The organism is Microbacterium sp. OR21, assembly GCF_047306785.1.
GTDB classification, from domain to species: domain Bacteria; phylum Actinomycetota; class Actinomycetes; order Actinomycetales; family Microbacteriaceae; genus Microbacterium; species Microbacterium esteraromaticum_E.
The window spans coordinates 752,144-772,103 of the sequence record NZ_JAZEXJ010000003.1 but is presented as its reverse complement, the minus strand read 5'-3'; the positions used below and the strand labels follow the sequence as shown (position 1 = coordinate 772,103).

General features: G+C 69.5%; 18 protein-coding genes. 17 read left to right on the top strand and 1 reads right to left on the bottom strand.

What is annotated here, in order from left to right; genetic code table 11:
* Positions 1-24 precede the first annotated feature (24 nt).
* From V2S04_RS12305 to V2S04_RS12235, 15 genes are all read left to right on the top strand, one after another.
* The gene (locus tag V2S04_RS12305; RefSeq protein WP_413638702.1) at positions 25-1,437 is read left to right on the top strand and encodes a UDP-N-acetylmuramoyl-tripeptide--D-alanyl-D-alanine ligase; all 1,413 of its coding nucleotides are present in this window, start codon (positions 25-27) and stop codon (positions 1,435-1,437) included.
* Positions 1,434-2,534, top strand: a complete 1,101-nt coding sequence (gene mraY, locus V2S04_RS12300) for a phospho-N-acetylmuramoyl-pentapeptide-transferase (RefSeq protein ID WP_413638701.1) — start codon at positions 1,434-1,436, stop codon at positions 2,532-2,534. The genes V2S04_RS12305 and mraY overlap by 4 nt, the downstream gene beginning before the upstream one ends.
* Positions 2,531-4,033, top strand: coding sequence for a UDP-N-acetylmuramoyl-L-alanine--D-glutamate ligase (murD, locus tag V2S04_RS12295; RefSeq protein ID WP_413638700.1), 1,503 nt, complete (start codon positions 2,531-2,533; stop codon positions 4,031-4,033). Before mraY ends, murD begins: the two co-directional genes overlap by 4 nt.
* A 15-nt stretch (positions 4,034-4,048) precedes the next feature.
* Positions 4,049-5,278, top strand: a complete 1,230-nt coding sequence (gene ftsW, locus V2S04_RS12290; RefSeq protein ID WP_413638699.1) for a putative lipid II flippase FtsW — start codon at positions 4,049-4,051, stop codon at positions 5,276-5,278.
* Between the two features lie 28 nt (positions 5,279-5,306).
* A complete protein-coding gene (locus V2S04_RS12285) occupies positions 5,307-6,380 on the top strand; it encodes a UDP-N-acetylglucosamine--N-acetylmuramyl-(pentapeptide) pyrophosphoryl-undecaprenol N-acetylglucosamine transferase (RefSeq protein WP_413638698.1) in 1,074 nt (357 codons plus the stop codon).
* 12 nt (positions 6,381-6,392) lie between these two features.
* Positions 6,393-7,793: a UDP-N-acetylmuramate--L-alanine ligase gene (gene murC / locus V2S04_RS12280; RefSeq protein WP_413638697.1), complete on the top strand. Its 1,401-nt coding sequence runs from the start codon at positions 6,393-6,395 to the stop codon at positions 7,791-7,793.
* A gap of 1 nt (position 7,794) precedes the next feature.
* Complete coding sequence (locus tag V2S04_RS12275; protein WP_413638696.1) at positions 7,795-8,805, top strand: FtsQ-type POTRA domain-containing protein; 1,011 nt, start codon at positions 7,795-7,797, stop codon at positions 8,803-8,805.
* A gap of 206 nt (positions 8,806-9,011) precedes the next feature.
* Complete coding sequence (gene ftsZ, locus V2S04_RS12270; protein ID WP_099196375.1) at positions 9,012-10,154, top strand: cell division protein FtsZ; 1,143 nt, start codon at positions 9,012-9,014, stop codon at positions 10,152-10,154.
* Positions 10,151-10,828, top strand: coding sequence for a YggS family pyridoxal phosphate-dependent enzyme (locus V2S04_RS12265; protein WP_413638695.1), 678 nt, complete (start codon positions 10,151-10,153; stop codon positions 10,826-10,828). The genes ftsZ and V2S04_RS12265 overlap by 4 nt, the downstream gene beginning before the upstream one ends.
* 43 nt (positions 10,829-10,871) lie before the next feature.
* A complete protein-coding gene (locus V2S04_RS12260; RefSeq protein WP_099196373.1) occupies positions 10,872-11,345 on the top strand; it encodes a cell division protein SepF in 474 nt (157 codons plus the stop codon).
* Positions 11,346-11,348: 3 nt separating this feature from the next.
* Positions 11,349-11,648: a YggT family protein gene (locus V2S04_RS12255; RefSeq protein WP_099196372.1), complete on the top strand. Its 300-nt coding sequence runs from the start codon at positions 11,349-11,351 to the stop codon at positions 11,646-11,648.
* Between the two features lie 143 nt (positions 11,649-11,791).
* The gene (locus tag V2S04_RS12250; protein WP_413638694.1) at positions 11,792-12,343 is read left to right on the top strand and encodes a DivIVA domain-containing protein; all 552 of its coding nucleotides are present in this window, start codon (positions 11,792-11,794) and stop codon (positions 12,341-12,343) included.
* 7 nt (positions 12,344-12,350) lie between these two features.
* Positions 12,351-12,932: a signal peptidase II gene (lspA, locus tag V2S04_RS12245; protein WP_413638693.1), complete on the top strand. Its 582-nt coding sequence runs from the start codon at positions 12,351-12,353 to the stop codon at positions 12,930-12,932.
* Between the two features lie 2 nt (positions 12,933-12,934).
* Positions 12,935-13,867, top strand: a complete 933-nt coding sequence (locus V2S04_RS12240; RefSeq protein ID WP_413638691.1) for an RluA family pseudouridine synthase — start codon at positions 12,935-12,937, stop codon at positions 13,865-13,867.
* A 43-nt stretch (positions 13,868-13,910) separates the two neighbouring features.
* Positions 13,911-14,486, top strand: coding sequence for a GNAT family N-acetyltransferase (locus tag V2S04_RS12235; RefSeq protein WP_413638690.1), 576 nt, complete (start codon positions 13,911-13,913; stop codon positions 14,484-14,486).
* Here the strand turns inward: V2S04_RS12235 and V2S04_RS12230 are convergent.
* Entirely contained in the window at positions 14,476-14,958 is a 483-nt protein-coding gene (locus tag V2S04_RS12230) for an NUDIX hydrolase (protein ID WP_099196368.1), read from the bottom strand. The two genes, V2S04_RS12235 and V2S04_RS12230, sit on opposite strands and share 11 nt — an antisense overlap.
* 62 nt (positions 14,959-15,020) lie before the next feature.
* Here V2S04_RS12230 and dnaE point away from each other — a divergent pair, with 62 nt between their 5' ends.
* Entirely contained in the window at positions 15,021-18,539 is a 3,519-nt protein-coding gene (gene dnaE / locus V2S04_RS12225) for a DNA polymerase III subunit alpha (protein WP_413638689.1), read from the top strand.
* A 94-nt stretch (positions 18,540-18,633) separates the two neighbouring features.
* On the top strand, positions 18,634-19,956 hold the full coding sequence (locus V2S04_RS12220) for a hypothetical protein (protein WP_413638688.1): 1,323 nt from the start codon (positions 18,634-18,636) through the stop codon (positions 19,954-19,956).
* The last annotated feature ends 4 nt before the right edge of the window (positions 19,957-19,960 follow it).

Here is a 19,960-nt window from a genome sequence, read left to right as displayed (position 1 = left end):
TCGCGCCGCGCAAGGAGATGCCACATGATCGCCCTTCCGCTCGCCGAGATCGCCGAGATCCTGCACGGTGAGCTGCGTCTGCACGCCCCCGACACGGCCGAGACCGTGGTCGACGGCGTGGTCGACACCGACTCCCGGGAGATGAGCACCGGCTCGATCTTCGTCGCCAAGCCCGGCGAGGTGACCGACGGCCACAACTTCGTCGCCGCCGCCGCCGACGCCGGCGCGGCCCTCGCGATCGTCGAACGGCCCGTCGACGTCGCCATCAGCCAGGTCGTGGTGCCCGATGCCGTGGCGGCGCTGGCGGACCTCGCCCGCGAGGTCGTCGCGCGTGTCCGCGCGGGTGGCGCGCTGAAGATCGTCGGCATCACCGGCTCCAACGGCAAGACCACCACTAAGAACTTCCTCGCGCGCATCCTCGCCGACGAGGGCGAGACCGTCGCGCCCGTGCGGTCGTACAACAACGAGGTGGGCGCTCCGCTCACCATGCTGCGGGTCACGCCGAGCACGCGGTTCCTGGTCAGCGAGTTCGGCGCCGCGGGCGCGGGCAGCATCGCGCACCTCGCCGGACTCGTGAACCCCGACGTCTCGGTCGTGCTCATGGTGGGCCTGGCGCATGCGGGTGGGTTCGGCGGCATCGAGGAGACGGCGAAGGCCAAGTCCGAGCTGGTCGCCGCGGCGCGTGCCGACGGCACCGCCGTGCTCAACATCGACGACCCGCGGGTGTGGGCGATGCGGGGCATCGCCCGAGAGCGCGGCATGTCGGTGGTGGGTTTCGGCCAGCATCCGGATGCCGAGGTGAGGGCCGACCGCATCGATGTCGACGCGCACGGCACAGCGGCCGTCATCCACGTCGACGGCGAGGAGATCCCGCTGCGGCTGCAGGTGCTCGGCGCACACCACGTGCACAACGCCCTCGCCGCCATCGCGGCCGCCCGCGTCCTCGGCGTGCCGGCGGCGGCGTCGATCAGCCGCCTCGAGACGGTCGAGATCGCCGAGCGGTGGCGCATGCAGCCGATGGGATCGGACCGCGTGCGCATCATCAACGACGCCTACAACGCCAGCCCCGATTCGATGGCCGCAGCTCTGCGGACCCTCGCCCAGATCGCGGCGCCGGGGGAGCGCACCGTCGCGGTGCTCGGTGCGATGAGCGAGCTCGGCGAGACGGCAGGAGAGGAGCACGACCGCATCGGGCTGCTCGCCGTGCGCCTGAACATCCAGCGCATCGTCGTGGTGGGCTCCGACGCGCGCCGGCTCTACCTCGCCGCCGTCGGCGAGGGCTCCTGGGACGGTGAGGCCGTGCATCTGCCGGATGCGGATGCGGCCTTCGAGTACCTCACCGGCGAGCTGCGCGACGGCGACCGGGTGCTGGTGAAGTCGTCGAACTCCGCCGGGCTCCGGCATCTCGGCGATCGTCTGGGAGAATCGTTCTCGTGAGGTCCTTGCTTATGGCGACGGCGATTTCGCTCTCCTTCTCGCTCTTCCTGACCCCCGTCTTCCTCAAGGTCTTCCGGCGGATCGGCTGGGGACAGGTGATCCGCACCCCCGAGGACATCGCGAACCCGAGCCACGAGGCCAAGCGCGGCACGCCCACCATGGGCGGCGTCATCTTCATCGTCGGCACCATCGTCGGCTACTTCGCCGGATCCTTCTTCGGCGGCACGACACCCGCGCTCTCGGCCATCCTCGTGCTCTGGCTCATGGTCGGCTTCGGCGTGGTCGGATTCATCGACGACTACATGAAGATCCGCAGCCAGCGCAGTCTCGGCCTCTCGGGGTGGCGCAAGATCGTCGGGCAGCTCCTCGTGCTGGTGCCGTTCGGCGTGGTGGCGCTGAACTTCCCGAACCGGCTCGGCCAGTATCCCGCGAGCTCCTACGTGTCGCTGTTCCGCGACATCCCCTGGCTCAACCTCTTCGCGTTCGGCGCTGTGCTCGGCTGGATCCTGTACCTGATCTGGGTCTCGGTGATCGGCGTCGCGACATCGAACAGCGTCAACCTCACCGACGGTCTCGACGGGCTCGCCGCCGGCGCCGGCGTGGTCGTCGTCGGCGCGTACAGCCTCATCGCGTTCTGGCAGTTCAAGCAGTCCTGCGTGGGATCGCTGCTGGTGCAGGCCGGATGCTACGAGGTGCGCGAGCCCCTGAACCTCGCCACCGTCTCAGCCGCTTTCGCCGGTGGCCTGGTCGGGTTCCTGTGGTGGAACGCCCCCAAGGCCAAGGTGTTCATGGGCGACGTCGGCTCGATGGCGATCGGCGGCGTCGTGACCGCGATGGCGATCCTGACCCGCACCGAGCTGCTGCTGCTGATCATCGCCGGCATCTTCGTGATCTCCTCCGGCTCGGTGATCCTGCAGCGGCTGTACTTCAAGGTCACCGGCGGCAAGCGGCTGTTCCTGATGAGTCCGTTCCACCACCACCTCGAGATGCGCGGGTGGGCCGAGGTCACGATCGTCGTGCGCCTCTGGATCATCGCCGGTCTTCTCGCCGTGTCCGCGGTCGGCCTCTTCTACGTCGACTGGCTGATCCAGGCATGAGCGCGCGCCTGGACTCGCTCACCAGCTGGCATGCCGACTGGTCGGGGCTGCGTGTCGCCGTGCTCGGACTCTCGATGACCGGTTTCTCGGCGGCCGACACGCTCACCGAGCTCGGCGCCGAGGTGCTCGTGCTGAGCGAGGGTGCGTCGGAGGAGTACGCCCGTCTCGTGCCGGTCATCGGCGCACGGCTCGAGCTCGGTCCGCTGGCCGAGGTGCCCGCCGCGCTGCGCGAGTTCGCGCCGGACGTCGTCATCGCCTCGCCCGGCTTCCCGCCCTCGCATCCCCTCATCCGTTGGACGCAGCAGAGCGGCATCGCCCTGTGGGGCGACGTCGAACTGGCCTGGCGGGTTCGCGACAAGGTCGTGCGCGCCGACGGCACCCCCGCGGAGTGGGTGCTCATCACCGGGACCAACGGCAAGACGACGACCACGCAGCTCACCGCCACGCTGCTCCAGGCCGGCGGGCTGCGGGCCGCCCCGTGCGGCAACATCGGCGTCCCCGTGCTCGACGCGGTGCGCGACCCGGGCGGCTTCGACGTGCTCGTGGTCGAGCTCTCCAGCCACCAGCTCTGGTACATCGGGCAGTCGCAGCCGCCCGGCCAGCTCGTGCCCTACGCCTCGGTGTGCCTGAACCTCGCGGACGACCACCTGGTCTGGCACGGCAGTGCCGACGCGTACCGGGAGGCGAAGTCGTTCGTCTACCGGCACACCACCGTCGCGTGCGTCTACAACAAGGCCGACCTCGCCACGCGACGAATGGTGGAGGAGGCGGATGTCACCGAGGGCGCGCGCGCGATCGGATTCGATCTCGGCACGCCGGGGCCCAGCGACCTGGGCGTCGTCGACGGCATCCTCGTCGACCGCGCCTTCCACGACGACCGGCGCAACAGCGCGCTGGAGCTGACCACCGTCGCCGAGCTGCGCGCCGCGGGCCTGGACGCCCCGCACATCGTGCAGAACATCCTCGCCGCCTCCGCTCTCGCGCGCTCCCTCGACGTCGCGCCCGCCGCGATCCACGACGCGCTGCAGAGGTTCGCCCTCGACGCGCACCGCATCCAGGTGATCGCCGAGCACCGGGGCATCCGGTGGGTCGACGACTCGAAGGCGACCAACCCGCACGCCGCGGCATCATCGCTGCGCGCCTACCCGGGGGCGGTGTGGGTCATCGGCGGCGATCTGAAGGGCGTCGACCTCGGCGAGCTCGTCGCGGACGCCGGCCGGACGGCCGGGGCGGCCATCGTCATCGGCATCGACCGTGCGCCCGTTCTGGCGGCATTCGAGCGACACGCATCGCAGGTGCCGGTGTTCGAGGCCGTGCCCGGCGAGACTGGGGATGTCATGGATCGCGTGGTGGAACTGGCAACCGGGATCATCCACGGCGAGGGCACGGTGCTGCTGGCTCCCGCCGCGGCATCCTTCGACCAGTTCTCCAGCTACGCGGAACGGGGAGAGCGCTTCGCACAGGCGGTGCGCTCATGGATCGAGCGATCCGGATCATAGGCAGGGGAGTGGCGCATGACGCAGACGGCTCGCCCTCCGCGCACTGACGGCCACGGCCTCGCGGCGCGCGTCTCGCTGGGGCGCCTGTTCGTGCCGCCCACGACCGAGTTCGTGCTCATCGTCTCCACCGCGCTCGTGCTCACTGTCTTCGGCTGGGTCATGGTGCTCTCGGCCACCAGCGCGAAGCCCGACCCCTGGGACGGAGCGATCAAACAGGGGATCTTCGCCCTGATCGGCATCCCGCTGATGCTCCTCATCAGCCGCCTGCCGGTGAAGTTCCTCGGCCGCATCGCCTGGCCGGCGCTGATCGGCGCGACGGCTCTGCAGCTGCTGGTGTTCGTGCCGGGCCTGCGCGTGTCGTCGTACGGCAACACGAACTGGATCAACATCGCCGGCTTCCAGCTGCAGCCGTCCGAGTTCCTCAAACTCGCGTTGGCGCTGTGGATCGCCTTCGTGCTGCTGCGCAAGCGCGCCCGGCTCGGCATCTGGCACCACGTCTTCATCCCGGTCGTGCCCGTGTCGGCGCTCGTCATCGGCACGGTGATCGGCGGCGGCGACCTCGGCACGGCGATGGTGCTCGTGCTCATCGTGCTGGGCTGCCTGTTCTTCTCGGGCGTCAAGCTCAGGCTCTTCATCCTGCCGCTGATCGGCGGCCTGGTCGCCGTGCTCTTCTACGCGCTCTCGAGCAGGAACCGGATGGACCGCATCCTGTCGGCGTTCAACCCCGACGACTGCGACAAGACCGGACCCTGCTACCAGGCCGTGCACGGCATCTGGGGGATGGCCAACGGCGGCGTCTTCGGCGTCGGGCTCGGCAACTCGCAGGAGAAGTACGGCTGGCTGCCGGCCGCCGAGAACGACTACATCTTCGCCATCGTCGGCGAAGAGCTCGGACTGATCGGATGCGTGCTCGTGCTCGCGCTGTTCGCCGTCTTCGCGATCGGCGTGTTCCGCATCGTGCGGCGCTCCGACGACTCCTTCATCCGCATCGCGGCCGGCGGCATCGGCGTGTGGATCCTCGGTCAGGCGCTGATCAACATCGGCGTCGTGCTTCGGGTGTTCCCCGTGATGGGCGTGCCGCTGCCGTTCATGTCGCAGGGCGGCACCGCGCTGATCTCGGTGCTCGCCGCGTGCGGCGTGCTGCTCGCGTTCGCGCGCACCATGCCCCCCTCCGATGCGCCCGCCGCGCCGGACGCGACCCCGCGCAGCGCCGCGTCAGCGGCAGCGGGTAGGGTCGCCAGGTGACTGTGCTGAGCGAGCGAAGCGAGACGAAGTGAGCACCTACCTCCTCGCCGGCGGTGGCACCGCCGGCCACGTGAACCCCCTGCTCGCCGTCGCCGACCTGCTGCGCGAGCGCGAGGGCGACGACGTCCTGGTGCTCGGCACGAAGGAGGGGCTGGAGGCGCGTCTGGTGCCCGAGCGCGGCTACGAGCTGCTCACCGTCGACAAGGTGCCCTTCCCGCGCCGGCCGAACGGCGCGGCGGTCGCCTTCCCCGCGCGGTTCCAGCGCGCGGTGTCGCAGGTGCGTACGCACATCCGTCGTCACGGCGTCGATGTGGTCGTCGGCTTCGGCGGCTACGCCTCGGCCCCCGCGTACATCGCCGCGCGTCGCGAGCGGGTGCCGTTCGTGGTGCACGAGGCGAACGCGAAGCCGGGCCTGGCCAACGTGCTGGGCGCGCGCACCGCCGCCGCCGTCGGGGTCGCCTTCGCAGGCACCCCGCTCAGGCGCGGTGAGGTGGTCGGGATGCCCCTGCGTCGCGAGATCGTCGAGCTCGACCGCGCCGCCGCGCGTGCCGAGGCCGCGGCGTACTTCGGCCTCGACCCGGACCGCCCCGTGCTGCTCGTGTTCGGCGGCTCGCTGGGGGCGCTGCGGCTGAACGAGGCGATGGCCGCGTCGTGGGGCGACATCCTCGCAACCGGCTGGCAGCTGTTGCACGCCACGGGGGAGCGCAGCGACCTCGTCGATCCGGAGGTGCCGGGTTATGCCATGCGCCGCTACATCGACCGGATGGACCTGGCCTTCGCGCTGGCGGACGTGATCGTCTCGCGCTCGGGCTCGGCGACGGTCAGCGAGGTCAGCGCGCTCGGCATCCCCGCCGTGTACGTGCCCTACTCGGTCGGAAACGGCGAGCAGCGGCTGAACGCCGCCTCCGCGGTCAGCGCGGGGGCCGCCCTGCTTCTCGACGACGCGAGCTTCGACGGCGACGCCGTGCGTGAGCGGATCATCCCGCTCCTGCGTGACCGCGCGCGGATCGAGGCGATGGCGGCATCCGCCGAGCGCATCGGGTCGCGCACCGGGTCCGAGGACCTCATCGCGCTCGTCGATCGCGCCCTCGGCGAAAAGTAGACTGGGAGCGACATGATCAGACCCGACCTCTCCCTCCCGATTCCCGAGACCATCTCGTCCGCGCACTTCATCGGCATCGGCGGATCCGGCATGAGCGGGCTCGCGAGGATGTTCCTCGACGCGGGCATCCGCGTCTCCGGCTCCGACCGGGCGGACAGCGACAACCTGCGCGCTCTCGCGGCTGCCGGAGCCACCGTGCATGTCGGGCACGACGCCGCGCACCTCGGCGACGCCGACACGGTGATCCACACCGGTGCGATCTGGCCAGAGAACCCCGAGTTCGTCACCGCGAAGAAGCGCGGGCTGCATGTGATCCACCGCTCCCAGGCCCTGTACTGGCTGATCGGCGGGCGCCGCCTGGTCTCGGTCGCCGGCGCGCACGGCAAGACGAGCTCGACGGGCATGCTGGTGACCGCCCTGCGCTCGCTCGGCGCCGACCCCAGCTTCGTCAACGGCGGAGTCATCGAGCAGCTCGGCCTCTCGAGCGCCACGGGCGCCGACGAGCTGTTCGTCATCGAGGCCGACGAGTCGGACGGCACCTTCCTGCTCTACGACACGGCCATCGCCCTGATCACCAACGTCGACCCCGACCATCTCGACTTCTTCGGCTCGGAGGACGCCTTCTACGACGCCTTCGTGCGCTTCGGCGACGAGGCCGGCGAGGCCGTGGTGATCTCCAGCGACGACCCCGGAGCGCAGCGGGTGCGCGCAGCTCTCAGCCACCGCACGGTCGTGACCTTCGGACGCGCGGCGGACGCCGACCTGCGCATCGACGACATCGTCACCGCGGGTGGCGTGTCGGCCACGCTGGTGCACGGCGCGGACTCGGTGCGCATGCAGCTGGCCGTGCCCGGCGCGCACAACGCGATCAACGCGGGCGGCATCGTGGCGGTGCTCATCACCCTGGGCTACGACCTGGAGGCCTCGGTCCGCGCCGTCGAGGGCTTCGCGGGCACCGTCCGGCGCCTGGAGCTGCACGGCGAGGCGCGCGGCGTGCACGTCTACGACGACTACTCGCACCACCCGACGGAGGTGCGCGCCGCGCTCGAGGCGATGCGCGGCGTCGCAGGATCCGGACGTCTCATCGCGATCCAGCAGCCGCACACGTACTCGCGCACACAGCACATGTACCGTGAGTTCGCCGAAGTGCTCGAGGAGCTGGCGGATCACACCGTCATGCTCGACGTCTACGGCGCCCGCGAGGACCCGGTTCCCGGTGTGACGGGTGAGCTGGTCAGCGGTGCGTTCGCCGACCCGTCGAACGTGCACTACGTGCCCGACTGGCAGGAGGCCGCCGACTACACCGCCCGGATCGCGCGTGACGGCGACTACGTCGTGACGCTCGGCTGCGGGAACGTGTACCAGATCATCCCGCAGGTGCTCGACTCGCTGCGGCGTCCCGTCGAGGGCTGAGGTGCGCCGCCCGGCACCGCTCCCGGCGTCGCCCGAGGAGCCGACAGCGGACGACGTCGCCCTCGACGCGACGCCGGTGCGTCGGCGGCGGGGCCCGCTGCTGCGGTTCGGCTCGGCCGCCGAAGGGCCGTCGACGCCGTCGCCGGATCCGGATGCAGCAACCCAGGGCGAGGCGGACGGCGATCACGATGGCTCCTCGGACGTCTCCTCGGTCACCGCGGTGATCGAGGAGGACGATCGCCGAGCCGTGAGCGACCCGGTCGGCAGCGGCGAGGTGTGGCGGGCGGCGCGAGCTCGTCGCAAGGCGCTGCGCGCGGAGATCCGACGGTTCACCCAGCGCTCGCGCCAACGCCGGTTCGCCGTGTGGGGCTCGATCGGCGCCGTCGCCGCTCTCGTGCTCGGCAGCGTGATCGCCGCCTACAGCCCGCTGTTCGCCGTCGAGGAGATCACCGTCGCCGGTGCGAAGACCCTCGATCCCGCGCTCGTGCAGCAATCGCTCTCCGACCAGCTCGGCGCCCCTCTCGCCCTGGTCGACGCCGACGATGTGAAGTCCGCCCTCGCCGGGTTCCCGCTCATCGAGTCGTACGCGCTAGAGGCGCGTCCGCCGCATCAGCTGGTCGTGCGGATCGTGGAGCGCCTGCCGATCGGCGCCATCCGCGTCGACGACGGCTACTCGGTGGTCGACGCGGCGGGCGTCGTGCTCTCCACGAGTCCGAAGCCGCCCGAGGGCGCGCCTGCGCTCGACATCGCCGGCGGCATCGGCTCGGAGGCGTTCCGCAGCGCCGGACTGGTGATGCGGTCGCTGCCCGCCGATCTGCGTGCCACGGTCACCGAGGTGCACGCGACATCCGGTGACGATGTGACCCTGCGACTGAACGATGGCAAGAGCGTCGTGTGGGGCAGTGAGAAGGACTCGGTGCGCAAGGCCGCGGTGCTGGTGCGCCTGATCGCCGCATCGCCGGATTCGCGGGTGTTCGACGTGTCGTCGCCGACCGTTCCCGTCGTCGGCTGACGCTCTCCTGATCCCCGCGCAGCGCGGGCTCTCGGCGCCCGGGCGCATCTCGCGCGTCGATCGCGGCGACACGCCGTGTCGGTGCACGCGCACGCGGGCGTTGCGCATACCGTCGAACTCGAGAACGCAATACCGGGAAACAGTTTAACCCTCTCGTTGAGGTTTAAGGTTTATCCCTCGTCAGGCTCGAATAACGGAGGCCGGCCATGAGCCAGAACCAGAACTACCTCGCCGTGATCAAGGTCGTCGGCGTCGGCGGTGGCGGCGTCAACGCCGTCAACCGCATGATCGAGCTCGGACTCCGCGGAGTCGAGTTCATCGCCGTCAACACCGACGCCCAGGCGCTGCTGATGAGCGACGCTGACGTCAAGCTCGACGTGGGCCGCGAGCTCACCAGAGGACTCGGTGCCGGGGCCGACCCCGAGGTCGGCCGTCGCGCCGCCGAAGACCACGCTGAGGAGATCGAGCAGGCGCTCACCGGCGCCGACATGGTCTTCGTCACCGCCGGAGAGGGCGGTGGCACCGGCACCGGCGGCGCCCCCGTCGTCGCGCGCATCGCGAAGTCGATCGGCGCTCTGACCATCGGCGTCGTGACCAAGCCGTTCTCGTTCGAGGGTCGTCGCCGCCAGAGCCAGGCCGAGGCGGGCGTCGCCAAGCTCAAGGAAGAGGTCGACACCCTGATCGTGGTGCCGAACGACCGTCTCCTCGAGATCAGCGACCGCGGCATCTCGATGATCGAGGCCTTCGCCACCGCCGACCAGGTGCTGCTCGCCGGTGTGCAGGGCATCACCGACCTGATCACGACACCCGGCCTCATCAACCTCGACTTCGCCGACGTGAAGTCGGTCATGCAGGGAGCCGGATCCGCGCTCATGGGCATCGGATCGGCGCGGGGCGCCGACCGGGCGATCAAGGCCGCCGAGCTGGCCGTCGAGTCGCCGCTGCTCGAGGCGTCGATCGAGGGCGCGCACGGCGTGCTGCTGTCGATCCAGGGTGGCTCGAACCTCGGCATCTTCGAGATCCACGACGCCGCCGACCTCGTCAAGGAGGCGGCGCACCCCGAGGCGAACATCATCTTCGGAACGGTCATCGACGACACGCTCGGCGACGAGGTGCGCGTCACGGTCATCGCCGCAGGATTCGACGGTGGCGAGCCCGCACCGCGTCTGGAGCCGATGGTCGTCGAGCGTCCGGCCGCGAACCCGCTGCCCGAGGTGCGTCTGGACGAGAAGGCCGCCGAGGAGCGCCCTGAGCCGGTCAGGCCGGCCGCGGCACCCGCGCCCGTCGCCTCCAGCATCGAGCCTGCGTTCTCGGACGACGACATCGACATCCCCGAGTTCCTCAAGTGACGCTGCGCGCGCGGCTGTCGGCGATCGACGAGCGCATCGCCGACGCCGCGCGCCGGGCCGGCCGGGATCCGGGTGAGATCACCCGGATCGTGGTGACCAAGTTCCACCCGGCCGCCCTGGTGCGCGAGCTGCACGAGCTCGGTGTCACCGATGTCGGTGAGAACCGCCAGCAGGAGATGTCGGCGAAGCGCGCAGAGCTCGAGGACGTGGACGTCCGCTGGCACTTCATCGGTCAGGCCCAGACGAACAAGGCAGCCGCCATCCGTCGGGATGCGGATGCGGTGCACTCCGTCGACCGCGTGAAGCTGGCCGACGCGCTGCATCGCGCGGATGCCGGCCGCGGACCTCTCGACGTGCTGGTGCAGGTCAACCTGACCGAGGACGCCGGTCGGGGCGGCAGCACCCTCGCCGACGCGGAGGCGCTCAGCGAGCACGTGCTGCAGCTCGGCTCGCTGCGGCTGCGCGGAGTGATGGCCGTGGCGCCTCTCGACGAGGAGCCCGCGCGGGCTTTCGCGCGCCTGCGTGACGTGGCCGACCGCATCCGCACCATCGCCCCCGACGCCACGTGGATCTCCGCCGGCATGACGGGCGATTTCGAAGCGGCGATCGACGCGGGTGCGACACACCTGCGGATCGGTTCCGCAATCACAGGACCGCGCCCCGACCGGGGTTAGCCTTTCAACCAGACCAGCCCGAACGTTCGAACCGGAGGACACGATGGGTAACCCGCTGAAGAAGACCATGGTGTATCTCGGCCTCGCCGATGAGGAAGAGGTCTACGAGGAGGAGGCCGCGCAGACGCCGGCCCGAGCCCCTCGTGACAAGCACGAGACTCCCGAGCGCGACGAGGTCGCGCCGGCACCCGTGACGCCCCTGCGTCGCCCGGTCGCCGTGCGCCAGCCCGCGGCTGGCGCCGTCAACGAGATCCTCACCGTGCACCCCAAGCAGTACCGCGACGCGCAGATCATCGCCGAGAACTTCCGCGAGGGCGTTCCCGTGATCATCAACCTGTCGCAGATGAGCGACGCCGACGCGCGCCGCCTGATCGACTTCGCCAGCGGCCTGTCGCTCGGGCTGTACGGCCGCATCGAGCGCGTCACCAGCAAGGTCTTCCTGCTCTCGCCCGAGAACATCGCCGTGTCGGGTCAGGGCGGCATCGCGCAGGCGGACTCCGCCTCGTTCGACTCCTGACCCGTGGGGACGATCCTCAGCATCATCGGCGGCATCGTCGAACTGGTGCTGACGCTGTACGTTCTCGTGCTCATCGTCCGGCTCGTGCTCGAGTACATCCCGATGTTCAACCGGTCCTGGCGTCCCACCGGCGCCGGACTGGTCGCGGCCGAGATCGTCTACACGATCACCGATCCTCCGATCCGCTTCTTCCGCAGGCTGGTCCCGCCGCTTCGAATCGGGTCGATCGCGCTGGATTTCGGCTTCATGCTGACCATGCTCAGCGTGTTCATCCTGATGACGATCGTGCGGATCGTCACGTGAGCCGCTGAGCGCGCCCGCATCGCGCAGCTCAGACTGGGGGACTATGCTTGGCTCCCAGGCGCGCGCCCCGGGTACGCGTCGAACGAACCACACCGCCGGCTCTCAGCGCCTGGCAACCGAACTCATCGAAAGAGGAGCCACCCATGGCACTTACCCCGGATGACGTCGTCCACAAGGAGTTCCAGCACGTCCGCTTCAAGGACGGGTTCGACCCCGAAGAGGTCGACGACTACCTCGACGAGATCGTCGTTGAATGGCGCAAGACCATCGAGGAGAACAACGAGCTGAAGGCGAAGCTCGCCGCGTTCGAGTCCGGCGAGAACGCGCCGGCACCCGCCGCGGCTCCCGCCCCCGCCGCGGAGACCTCGAGCACCGGCACGTCCGCCGGCATCATCGAGCTCGCCCAGCGCCTGCACGACGAGCACGTCGCCGAGGGCGAGGCCAAGCGCAAGCAGCTCATCGAGGAGGCCGAGACCGAGGTCGCGCGCATCCGCACCGAGGCCGAGGCCAAGCAGCGCGAGGAGTCGGCACGACTCGAGCGCGAGCGCAACACTCTCGAGGGACGCATCACCGAGCTGCGCGAGTTCGAGCGCGATTACCGCGGCAAGCTCCGCGCGATGATCGAGAGCCAGCTGCGCGAGCTCGACCAGAAGTCCTCGACGGACTCGACGCCCGTCTCCGCCATCGGCCTGTAGGTCACTCTTGGCAGGACGTCGTCCGCTTCACCGGTCGGCGGCCGGCGCGACCGTCGCGATTCTCGCGGCGCTCGTGCTGGCCGCCGATCAGTATGTGAAGCACCTCACCATCGAGAACCTCCCCAAGCACGAAGCGGTGCCCGTGCTGGGCGAGTTCCTGCAGCTGTACTACGTGCGCAACTCCGGAGCCGCTTTCTCCATCGGCTCGGACATGACCTGGATCTTCACGATCGCCATGGTTGTCGTCGCGGCCGTCATCGTCTGGAAGACCGTCGAGGTGCGCTCGCGTCTGTGGGCGGTGGTGCTCGGATGCCTTCTCGGCGGTGTGCTCGGCAACCTCACCGACCGGCTGCTGCGCGAGCCCGGGTTCGCGGTGGGTCATGTGGTCGACATGATCTCGATGCCGTGGATGCTGCCGGCGATCTTCAACGTCGCCGACATCTTCATCGTCTCCGGCATGATCTCGGTGGCCCTGCTCGTGGTCTTCGGGGCGCGTCTCGACGGGACCCGTGAACGCGATCACGCGAAGAGCCCCGAAGACGACGCCGCCGACGGGCATGAGGGCGTCACAGCGTCGGCAGGAGCCTGACCGTGCAGTCCCGCAGCCTCCCCGTCCCCGACGGGCTCGACGGCCAGCGCGTCGACGCGGCGCTGGCGAAGATGCTGGGCTTCTCCCGCACCTTCGCGGCCGAGGTGGCCGAAGCGGGCGGGGTCAGCCTCGACGGAGCGCCGCTGGGCAAATCCGACCGCCTGCGAGCCGGTGGATGGCTGGATGTGAGCTGGTCGCCGAAGGAGGAGCCGCGGATCGAGCCGATCCCCGTGCCCGAACTGGGCATCGTGCACGACGACGACGACATCGTCGTCGTCGACAAGCCCACCGGCGTCGCCGCTCACCCCTCGCTCGGCTGGGAGGGGCCCACGGTGGTGGGCGCCCTCGCCGCCGCGGGATTCCGGATCGCCACCAGCGGAGCCCCCGAGCGTCAGGGTGTCGTGCATCGGCTCGACGTCGGAACCAGCGGTCTCATGGTCGTCGCGAAGACCGAGAGCGCCTACACCGCGCTCAAGCGAGCGTTCAAGGAGCGCACGGTCGAGAAGATCTACCACGCCGTCGTGCAGGGGCATCCGGACCCCCTGAGCGGCACGATCGACGCGCCCATCGGCCGCCATCCGCACCATAGCTGGAAGTTCGCCGTCGTCCCCGACGGCAAGCCCTCGGTCACGCACTACGAGACGCTGGAGGCGTTCCCCGGCGCCTCGCTGCTCGAGATCCACCTCGAGACGGGCCGCACGCACCAGATCCGTGTGCACATGGCCGCTCACCGCCACCCCTGCGTGGGCGACCCGCTCTACGGCGCGGATCCGACACTCTCCGCGCGGCTCGGTCTGACCAGGCAGTGGCTGCACGCCCACCAGCTCGCCTTCGCGCACCCGGCGACAGGGGACTGGGTGCAGTTCGAATCCCCGTACCCGGCTGATTTTCGGCATGCGCTCGAGGTGCTCGACCCGGGGCGCTCCGAGAACTGATCGCGGTCGCCGTGATGTCGGCGGCATGCGCAAGACTGCACGGATGAGCATCGAGGTGAGGCCGGCGACGCGCTTCGACGACGTCGCGACCCTTGTGGGGCCGAAGAACCCCGCATCCAACGTCTGCTTCTGCCTGAGCTACCGCATCGGCAGCAAGGAGAACGTCGCGCTGCGCGGCGAGGCGCGGGCGAATCGGGTCAGGGAGCTGTGCGACCACGACCCGCCGCCCGGTGTCATCGCCTACCTCGGTGACGAGCCGGTCGGCTGGGCGGCGCTGCACCCGCGCCGCGAGACCAGCTTCGCCCGCAACCGGCTCATCCCGCAGGTCGACGAGCTCGATGTGTGGTCGCTGTGGTGCTTCCGCGTGCGTCCGGGACATCGCCGGCAGGGCATCATGCACACGCTGATCGAGGGTGCGGTCGGCTACGCGCGTGAGCGGGGTGCGCCGGCCGTGGAGGGCTATCCCGTCGACAATCGCGGTGCGAAGGTCAACCAGACGATGATGTACGTCGGCACCCGCGCGCTGTTCGAGAGCGCCGGCTTCGAGAAGGCGGCGGACACCGGCTCTGTGCTCGACGGGTTCCCGCGCGTGCTGATGCGGCTCGCGCTCAGCGCTTGACGCGTCCGCCGCGGAAGGTCGCGGGGTCGTCCTCGGCCATCGCGAGGGCGATCCTCCGCACGTGATCATCGTCGACGTCGCCCATCGCCGCGAGGTCGTAGAAGCCCACCTCGGTGAGCTCGCCGTCTGCGGGATACGGCTCACCCGACACCCACGAGCAGCGGAACACGATGTCGAGGAAGTCGACCTGATCGCCGTTGGGATAGGTCATCCGGGGCATCTGCTGCACGAGCGCGAGCCGGTCGACCGACACGACGACGCCCGCCTCCTCCAGGCACTCCCGCGCCGCGGCGTCCGCGGGCTCCTCGCCGGGCTCCACGATGCCCGCGATGGCCTGCCATGCGCCGGTGTCGGCCCGCTTTCCCAGCAGCACCTTCTCGTCGCGGAAGACGATCGCCGTGGTGCCGACGAGACAGAGCGGTGCGGTGCCGATGTGCTCGCGCAGGGCGAGGACGAACTCAGGGGTTGCCATCGGATCAGGGTAGCCGGTGCTCCTCCGGCTTCCGTGTCGGGGGCGCCTCGTAGACTCGTTGCATGGCCTCAGATTCCTTCGTGCACCTGCATGTCCACAGCGAGTACTCCATGCTGGACGGTGCGGCGAAGATCAACGCGATGACGCAGGCCGCGGCCGACTACGGGATGCCGGCGATCGCGGTGACGGACCACGGCAACACCTTCGCGGCGTTCGAGTTCTACAACGCGGCGAAGAACGCCGGCATCAAGCCGATCATCGGTCTCGAGGCGTACATGACGCCCGGAACGCATCGCAGCGACAAGACCCGGGTGTCGTGGGGCTCGCCCGATCAGAAGAGCGACGACGTCTCGGGATCGGGGGCCTACACCCACATGACGATGTGGAGCGAGACCACGCAGGGTATGCACAACCTGTTCCGCATCAGCTCGCGATCGAGCATGGAGGGCTACTACTTCAAGCCCCGCATGGACCGCGAGCTGCTGCAGACCTACGGCAAGGGACTCATCGCCACCACCGGATGCCCGTCGGGCGAGGTGCAGACCAGGCTCCGCCTCGGCCAGTACGACGCGGCACGCGCCGCGGCAGCCGAGTTCCAGGACATCTTCGGCAAGGAGAACTTCTTCGCCGAGATCATGGACCACGGACTCGCCATCGAGCGCCGGGTGATGACCGACCTGCTGCGACTCGCGAAGGACCTCGGCATCCCGCTGGTCGCGACCAACGACTCGCACTACACGCACCAGCACGAGGCCGATGCGCACGAGGCCCTGCTGTGCGTGCAGTCCGGCTCGACGATGGACGACCCGAACCGCTTCAAGTTCGACGGCGACGGGTACTACATCAAGACCGCGCAGGAGATGCGCCAGCTGTTCCGCGACCACCCCGAGGCGTGCGACAACACCCTGCTGATCGCCGAGCGCTGCCAGGTCGAGTTCGACACGGCGGCCAACTACATGCCGAAGTTCCCCGTGCCGGACGGCGAGACGGAGGACAGCTGGCTGGTCAAGGAGGTCGAGGCGGGCCTGCACTACCGCTACCCGGGCGGCATCCCCGACAAGGTGCGCAAGCAGGCGGAGTACGAGCTCGGCGTCATCCTGCAGATGGGGTTCCCGGGCTACTTCCTCGTGGTCGCGGACTTCATCAACTGGGCCAAGGACAACGGCATCCGGGTCGGACCAGGGCGCGGCTCCGGAGCAGGCTCGATGGTCGCGTACGCGATGAGGATCACCGACCTCGACCCGCTCGAGCACGGCCTGATCTTCGAGCGCTTCCTCAACCCCGACCGCGTCTCGATGCCCGACTTCGACGTCGACTTCGACGACCGTCGCCGCGGGGAGGTCATCGAGTACGTCACCGAGAAGTACGGCTCCGAGCGCGTCGCGCAGATCGTCACCTACGGCACCATCAAATCGAAGCAGGCGCTCAAGGACGCCGGGCGCGTGCTCGGGTTCCCTTTCAGCATGGGCGATCGCCTGACGAAGGCGATGCCGCCGGCAGTGATGGGCAAGGACATGCCGCTCAGCGGCATGTACGACAGCGCGCACCCGCGGTACAAGGAGGCCAGCGAGTTCCGCGCGCTGATCGACTCCGATCCGGAGGCGAAGACGGTCTTCGATCGGGCGCTGGGCCTGGAGGGGCTGAAGCGGCAGTGGGGCGTGCACGCCGCGGGCGTGATCATGTCGTCGCACCCGCTGCTCGACATCATCCCGATCATGAAGCGCGAGCAGGACGGCCAGATCGTCACGCAGTTCGACTACCCGTCCTGCGAATCGCTCGGCCTCATCAAGATGGACTTCCTCGGGCTGCGCAACCTCACCATCATCTCGGACGCGCTCGACAACATCCGGCTGAACAGGGGCGAGGAGCTCGACCTCGAGCACCTCGGGCTCGACGATCGCGCCGTCTACGACCTGCTCGCGCGAGGCGACACGCTGGGCGTCTTCCAGCTCGACAGTCCGCCGCTGCGCTCGCTGATGCGTCTGATGAAGCCCGACAACTTCGGCGACATCTCGGCGCTCATCGCGCTGTACCGTCCGGGTCCGATGGGCGCGAACTCGCACACCAACTACGCCCTGCGCAAGAACGGCCTGCAGGAGATCACTCCGATCCACCCCGAGCTCGAAGAGCCCCTGGCAGACATCCTCGAGGAGTCGTACGGCCTGATCATCTATCAGGAGCAGGTCATGGCCATCGCGCAGAAGGTCGCCGGCTTCAGCCTCGGCCAGGCCGACATCCTGCGTCGCGCGATGGGAAAGAAGAAGAAGTCCGAGCTCGACAAGCAGTACGAGGGCTTCTCCGGCGGCATGAAGGAACGCGGCTACGGCGAGGGCGCGGTGAAGGCGCTCTGGGACATCCTGCTGCCGTTCTCGGACTACGCATTCAACAAAGCGCACTCCGCCGCCTACGGTCTCGTCTCGTACTGGACCGCATACCTGAAGGCGCACTACCCGGCCGAGTACATGGCGGCCCTGCTCACGAGCGTCGGCGACTCCAAGGACAAGATGGCGCTCTACCTCAACGAGTGCCGCCGCATGGGCATCCGGGTGCTCCCGCCCGACGTCTCCGAGTCGATCAACTTCTTCGCGGCCGTCGGCGAGGACATCCGCTTCGGCCTCGGCGCGGTGCGCAACGTCGGCGCCAACGTCGTCGATGGGATCGTCGACTCGCGCAAGGACGGCGCGTTCACGTCGTTCCACGACTTCCTCAGCAAGGTGCCGCTGCACGTGTCGAACAAGCGCACCGTCGAGTCGCTGATCAAGGCTGGCGCGTTCGACTCGATGGGCGACACCCGGCGCGCGCTCATGGAGATCCATGAGTCCGCCGTCGAGGCCGCCGTCGATCGCAAGCGGAACGAGGCGCAGGGAGCGATCGGCTTCGACTTCGACAGCCTGTACGACGACATGGAGGAGGCGGCACCGGCCAAGGTCCCAGACCGCCCCGAGTGGGTGAAGAAGGACAAGCTGGCGTTCGAGCGCGAGATGCTGGGCCTCTACGTCTCGGATCACCCGCTGGCGGGTCTGGAGGTGCCGCTCGCGAAGCACGCCTCGATCTCGATCAACGACCTGCTGACGTCCGAGGATCTGCAGGACGGCGATCAGGTCACCGTCGCCGGCCTCGTGACCAGCGTGCAGCATCGCGTGGCGAAGGCCAGCGGCAATCCCTACGGCATGATCACCGTCGAGGACTTCAACGGCGAGGTGACCGTCATGTTCATGGGCAAGACGTACACCGAGTTCCAGCACACCCTGCAGCAGGACGCCATCCTCGCCGTACGCGGCCGCGTCTCCCGTCGCGACGACGGGCTCAACCTGCACGCCCAGTCGGCGTTCGCACCCGACGTGGGCTCGTTCGACGCCGCAGGTCCGCTCTCGCTGCTCGTGGCCGAGCAGCGCGCGACCGAGCGGGTCATGAACGACCTTGCGGAAGTGCTGCGCCGCCACGCCGGCGAGACCGAGGTGGTGCTGCGGGTGCATCGCGGCAGCTCGGCGAAGGTGTTCGAGGTGCCGATGCCCGTCACCGTGTCCGCGGACCTCTTCGGCGACCTCAAGTCGCTGCTCGGGCCCGCGTGCCTCGGCTGAGCCCCCGTCGCGACACGACTCACGGAACTCCCTGCTCCGCTCGGTAGGATCGTGACTCGCGTGGCGACCCACCCGTGAAGGAAAGGACCGTTCGATGAGCTTCGACAGGCGCGGCACCGGCCTCGACGACGACGCACCCTCGGACGACGACGCAGGCGTGCTCTACGAGGATCAGGTCGAGCCTGAGTACGGGATCATCGGCTTCACCCTCCGCGAGCTGATCCTCGTCGGCGCCTGGCTCGTCGGCTTCGTCGTCTCCTTCTTCCCGATCGGGCCGATCGGCGACACGATCTGGAGCACGGGCATCCACTGGATCCTGATGATGGGACTGCCCACGGCGGCCGTCTTCCTCATCGTGCTGCGCCGGCTCTCGCCGGAGGGCATCCGCCGGGTCGGCTCGCTGGGCATCGACCAGTTCGCCTCCGTCGCGGCTTCCGTTGCTGCGGTCTCGTGGGCTCAGATCCTCTGGCAGCAGGTCGCGGCGACCATCGCGACCGGCGCCATCCTGATCGGCTGGGTCGCGGTCGTCGGACAGCTGGCGATGCTCGCGCTCGTCGCGGCGACGGTGTTCGCCCCCGTTCTGCCGCGCCTGCAGGACGACTTTCGCGGTCGCATGGAGACGCTCGCGCACCGCAATGCCAACCCCGTCCGCCCGGTGATCTCGCGCCCTCGGCCCGAGCGGGAGACCGCCCCGTCGGCGGCCGCGCCGCAACCGGACGAGGGGGAGGCTGACCTCGCCGCCGATCAGGCGGATGCGTCGATCTCAGAGCCGCGCGTCAACACCGCCCTCACCGTGGTCATCCCCGCGGCCGAGGACGCCGGAGACGCACCCGCGGCACCGGACAACGCCGGGGGCGTCCCCGCGGCACCGGACGCCGCTGGGGACGTCCCTGCGGCACCGAATGCCGCGGATCAGGCGACCGGCGATCAGGTGGCCGGGGCGTTCGAGGCGGCGCACCACGAGACCTCGGCGCAGCCCGCAGAGCTCACTTCCGACCGGCAGACGACGACCGGCGACGCCGACGAGGTGCTGTACAACACGGCCGCCGTCGAGGCGCTCAGGGACATCTTCGCGGTCGACGCGACGACCAATCCGCGCCGCCCAGTCGAGCACAACACGGCCCGGGACGGCATCGCGGGCTCCGTCGGCGAGGACGCCCCCGCCGACGTCGATGCCGTCAGCGCGGAGACCGCCGACCCACGGCCGACCCGATCCGCCTCCACGCCCCAGGAGCCGTTCTGGATCCTCGCCCCCACCGACCGCGACGTGCTCGACGAGCACGGCGAGCCGCTGTTCCGCGTCGGACCGACCGCATGGGCGCTGGCCATCGAAGACCGCGGCGGGGCGTTCGTCGTGCGACATGAGGACGGCCGCATCGGCTACCTCCACGACATCTCCGACATCACGAAAGGCTGAGCGC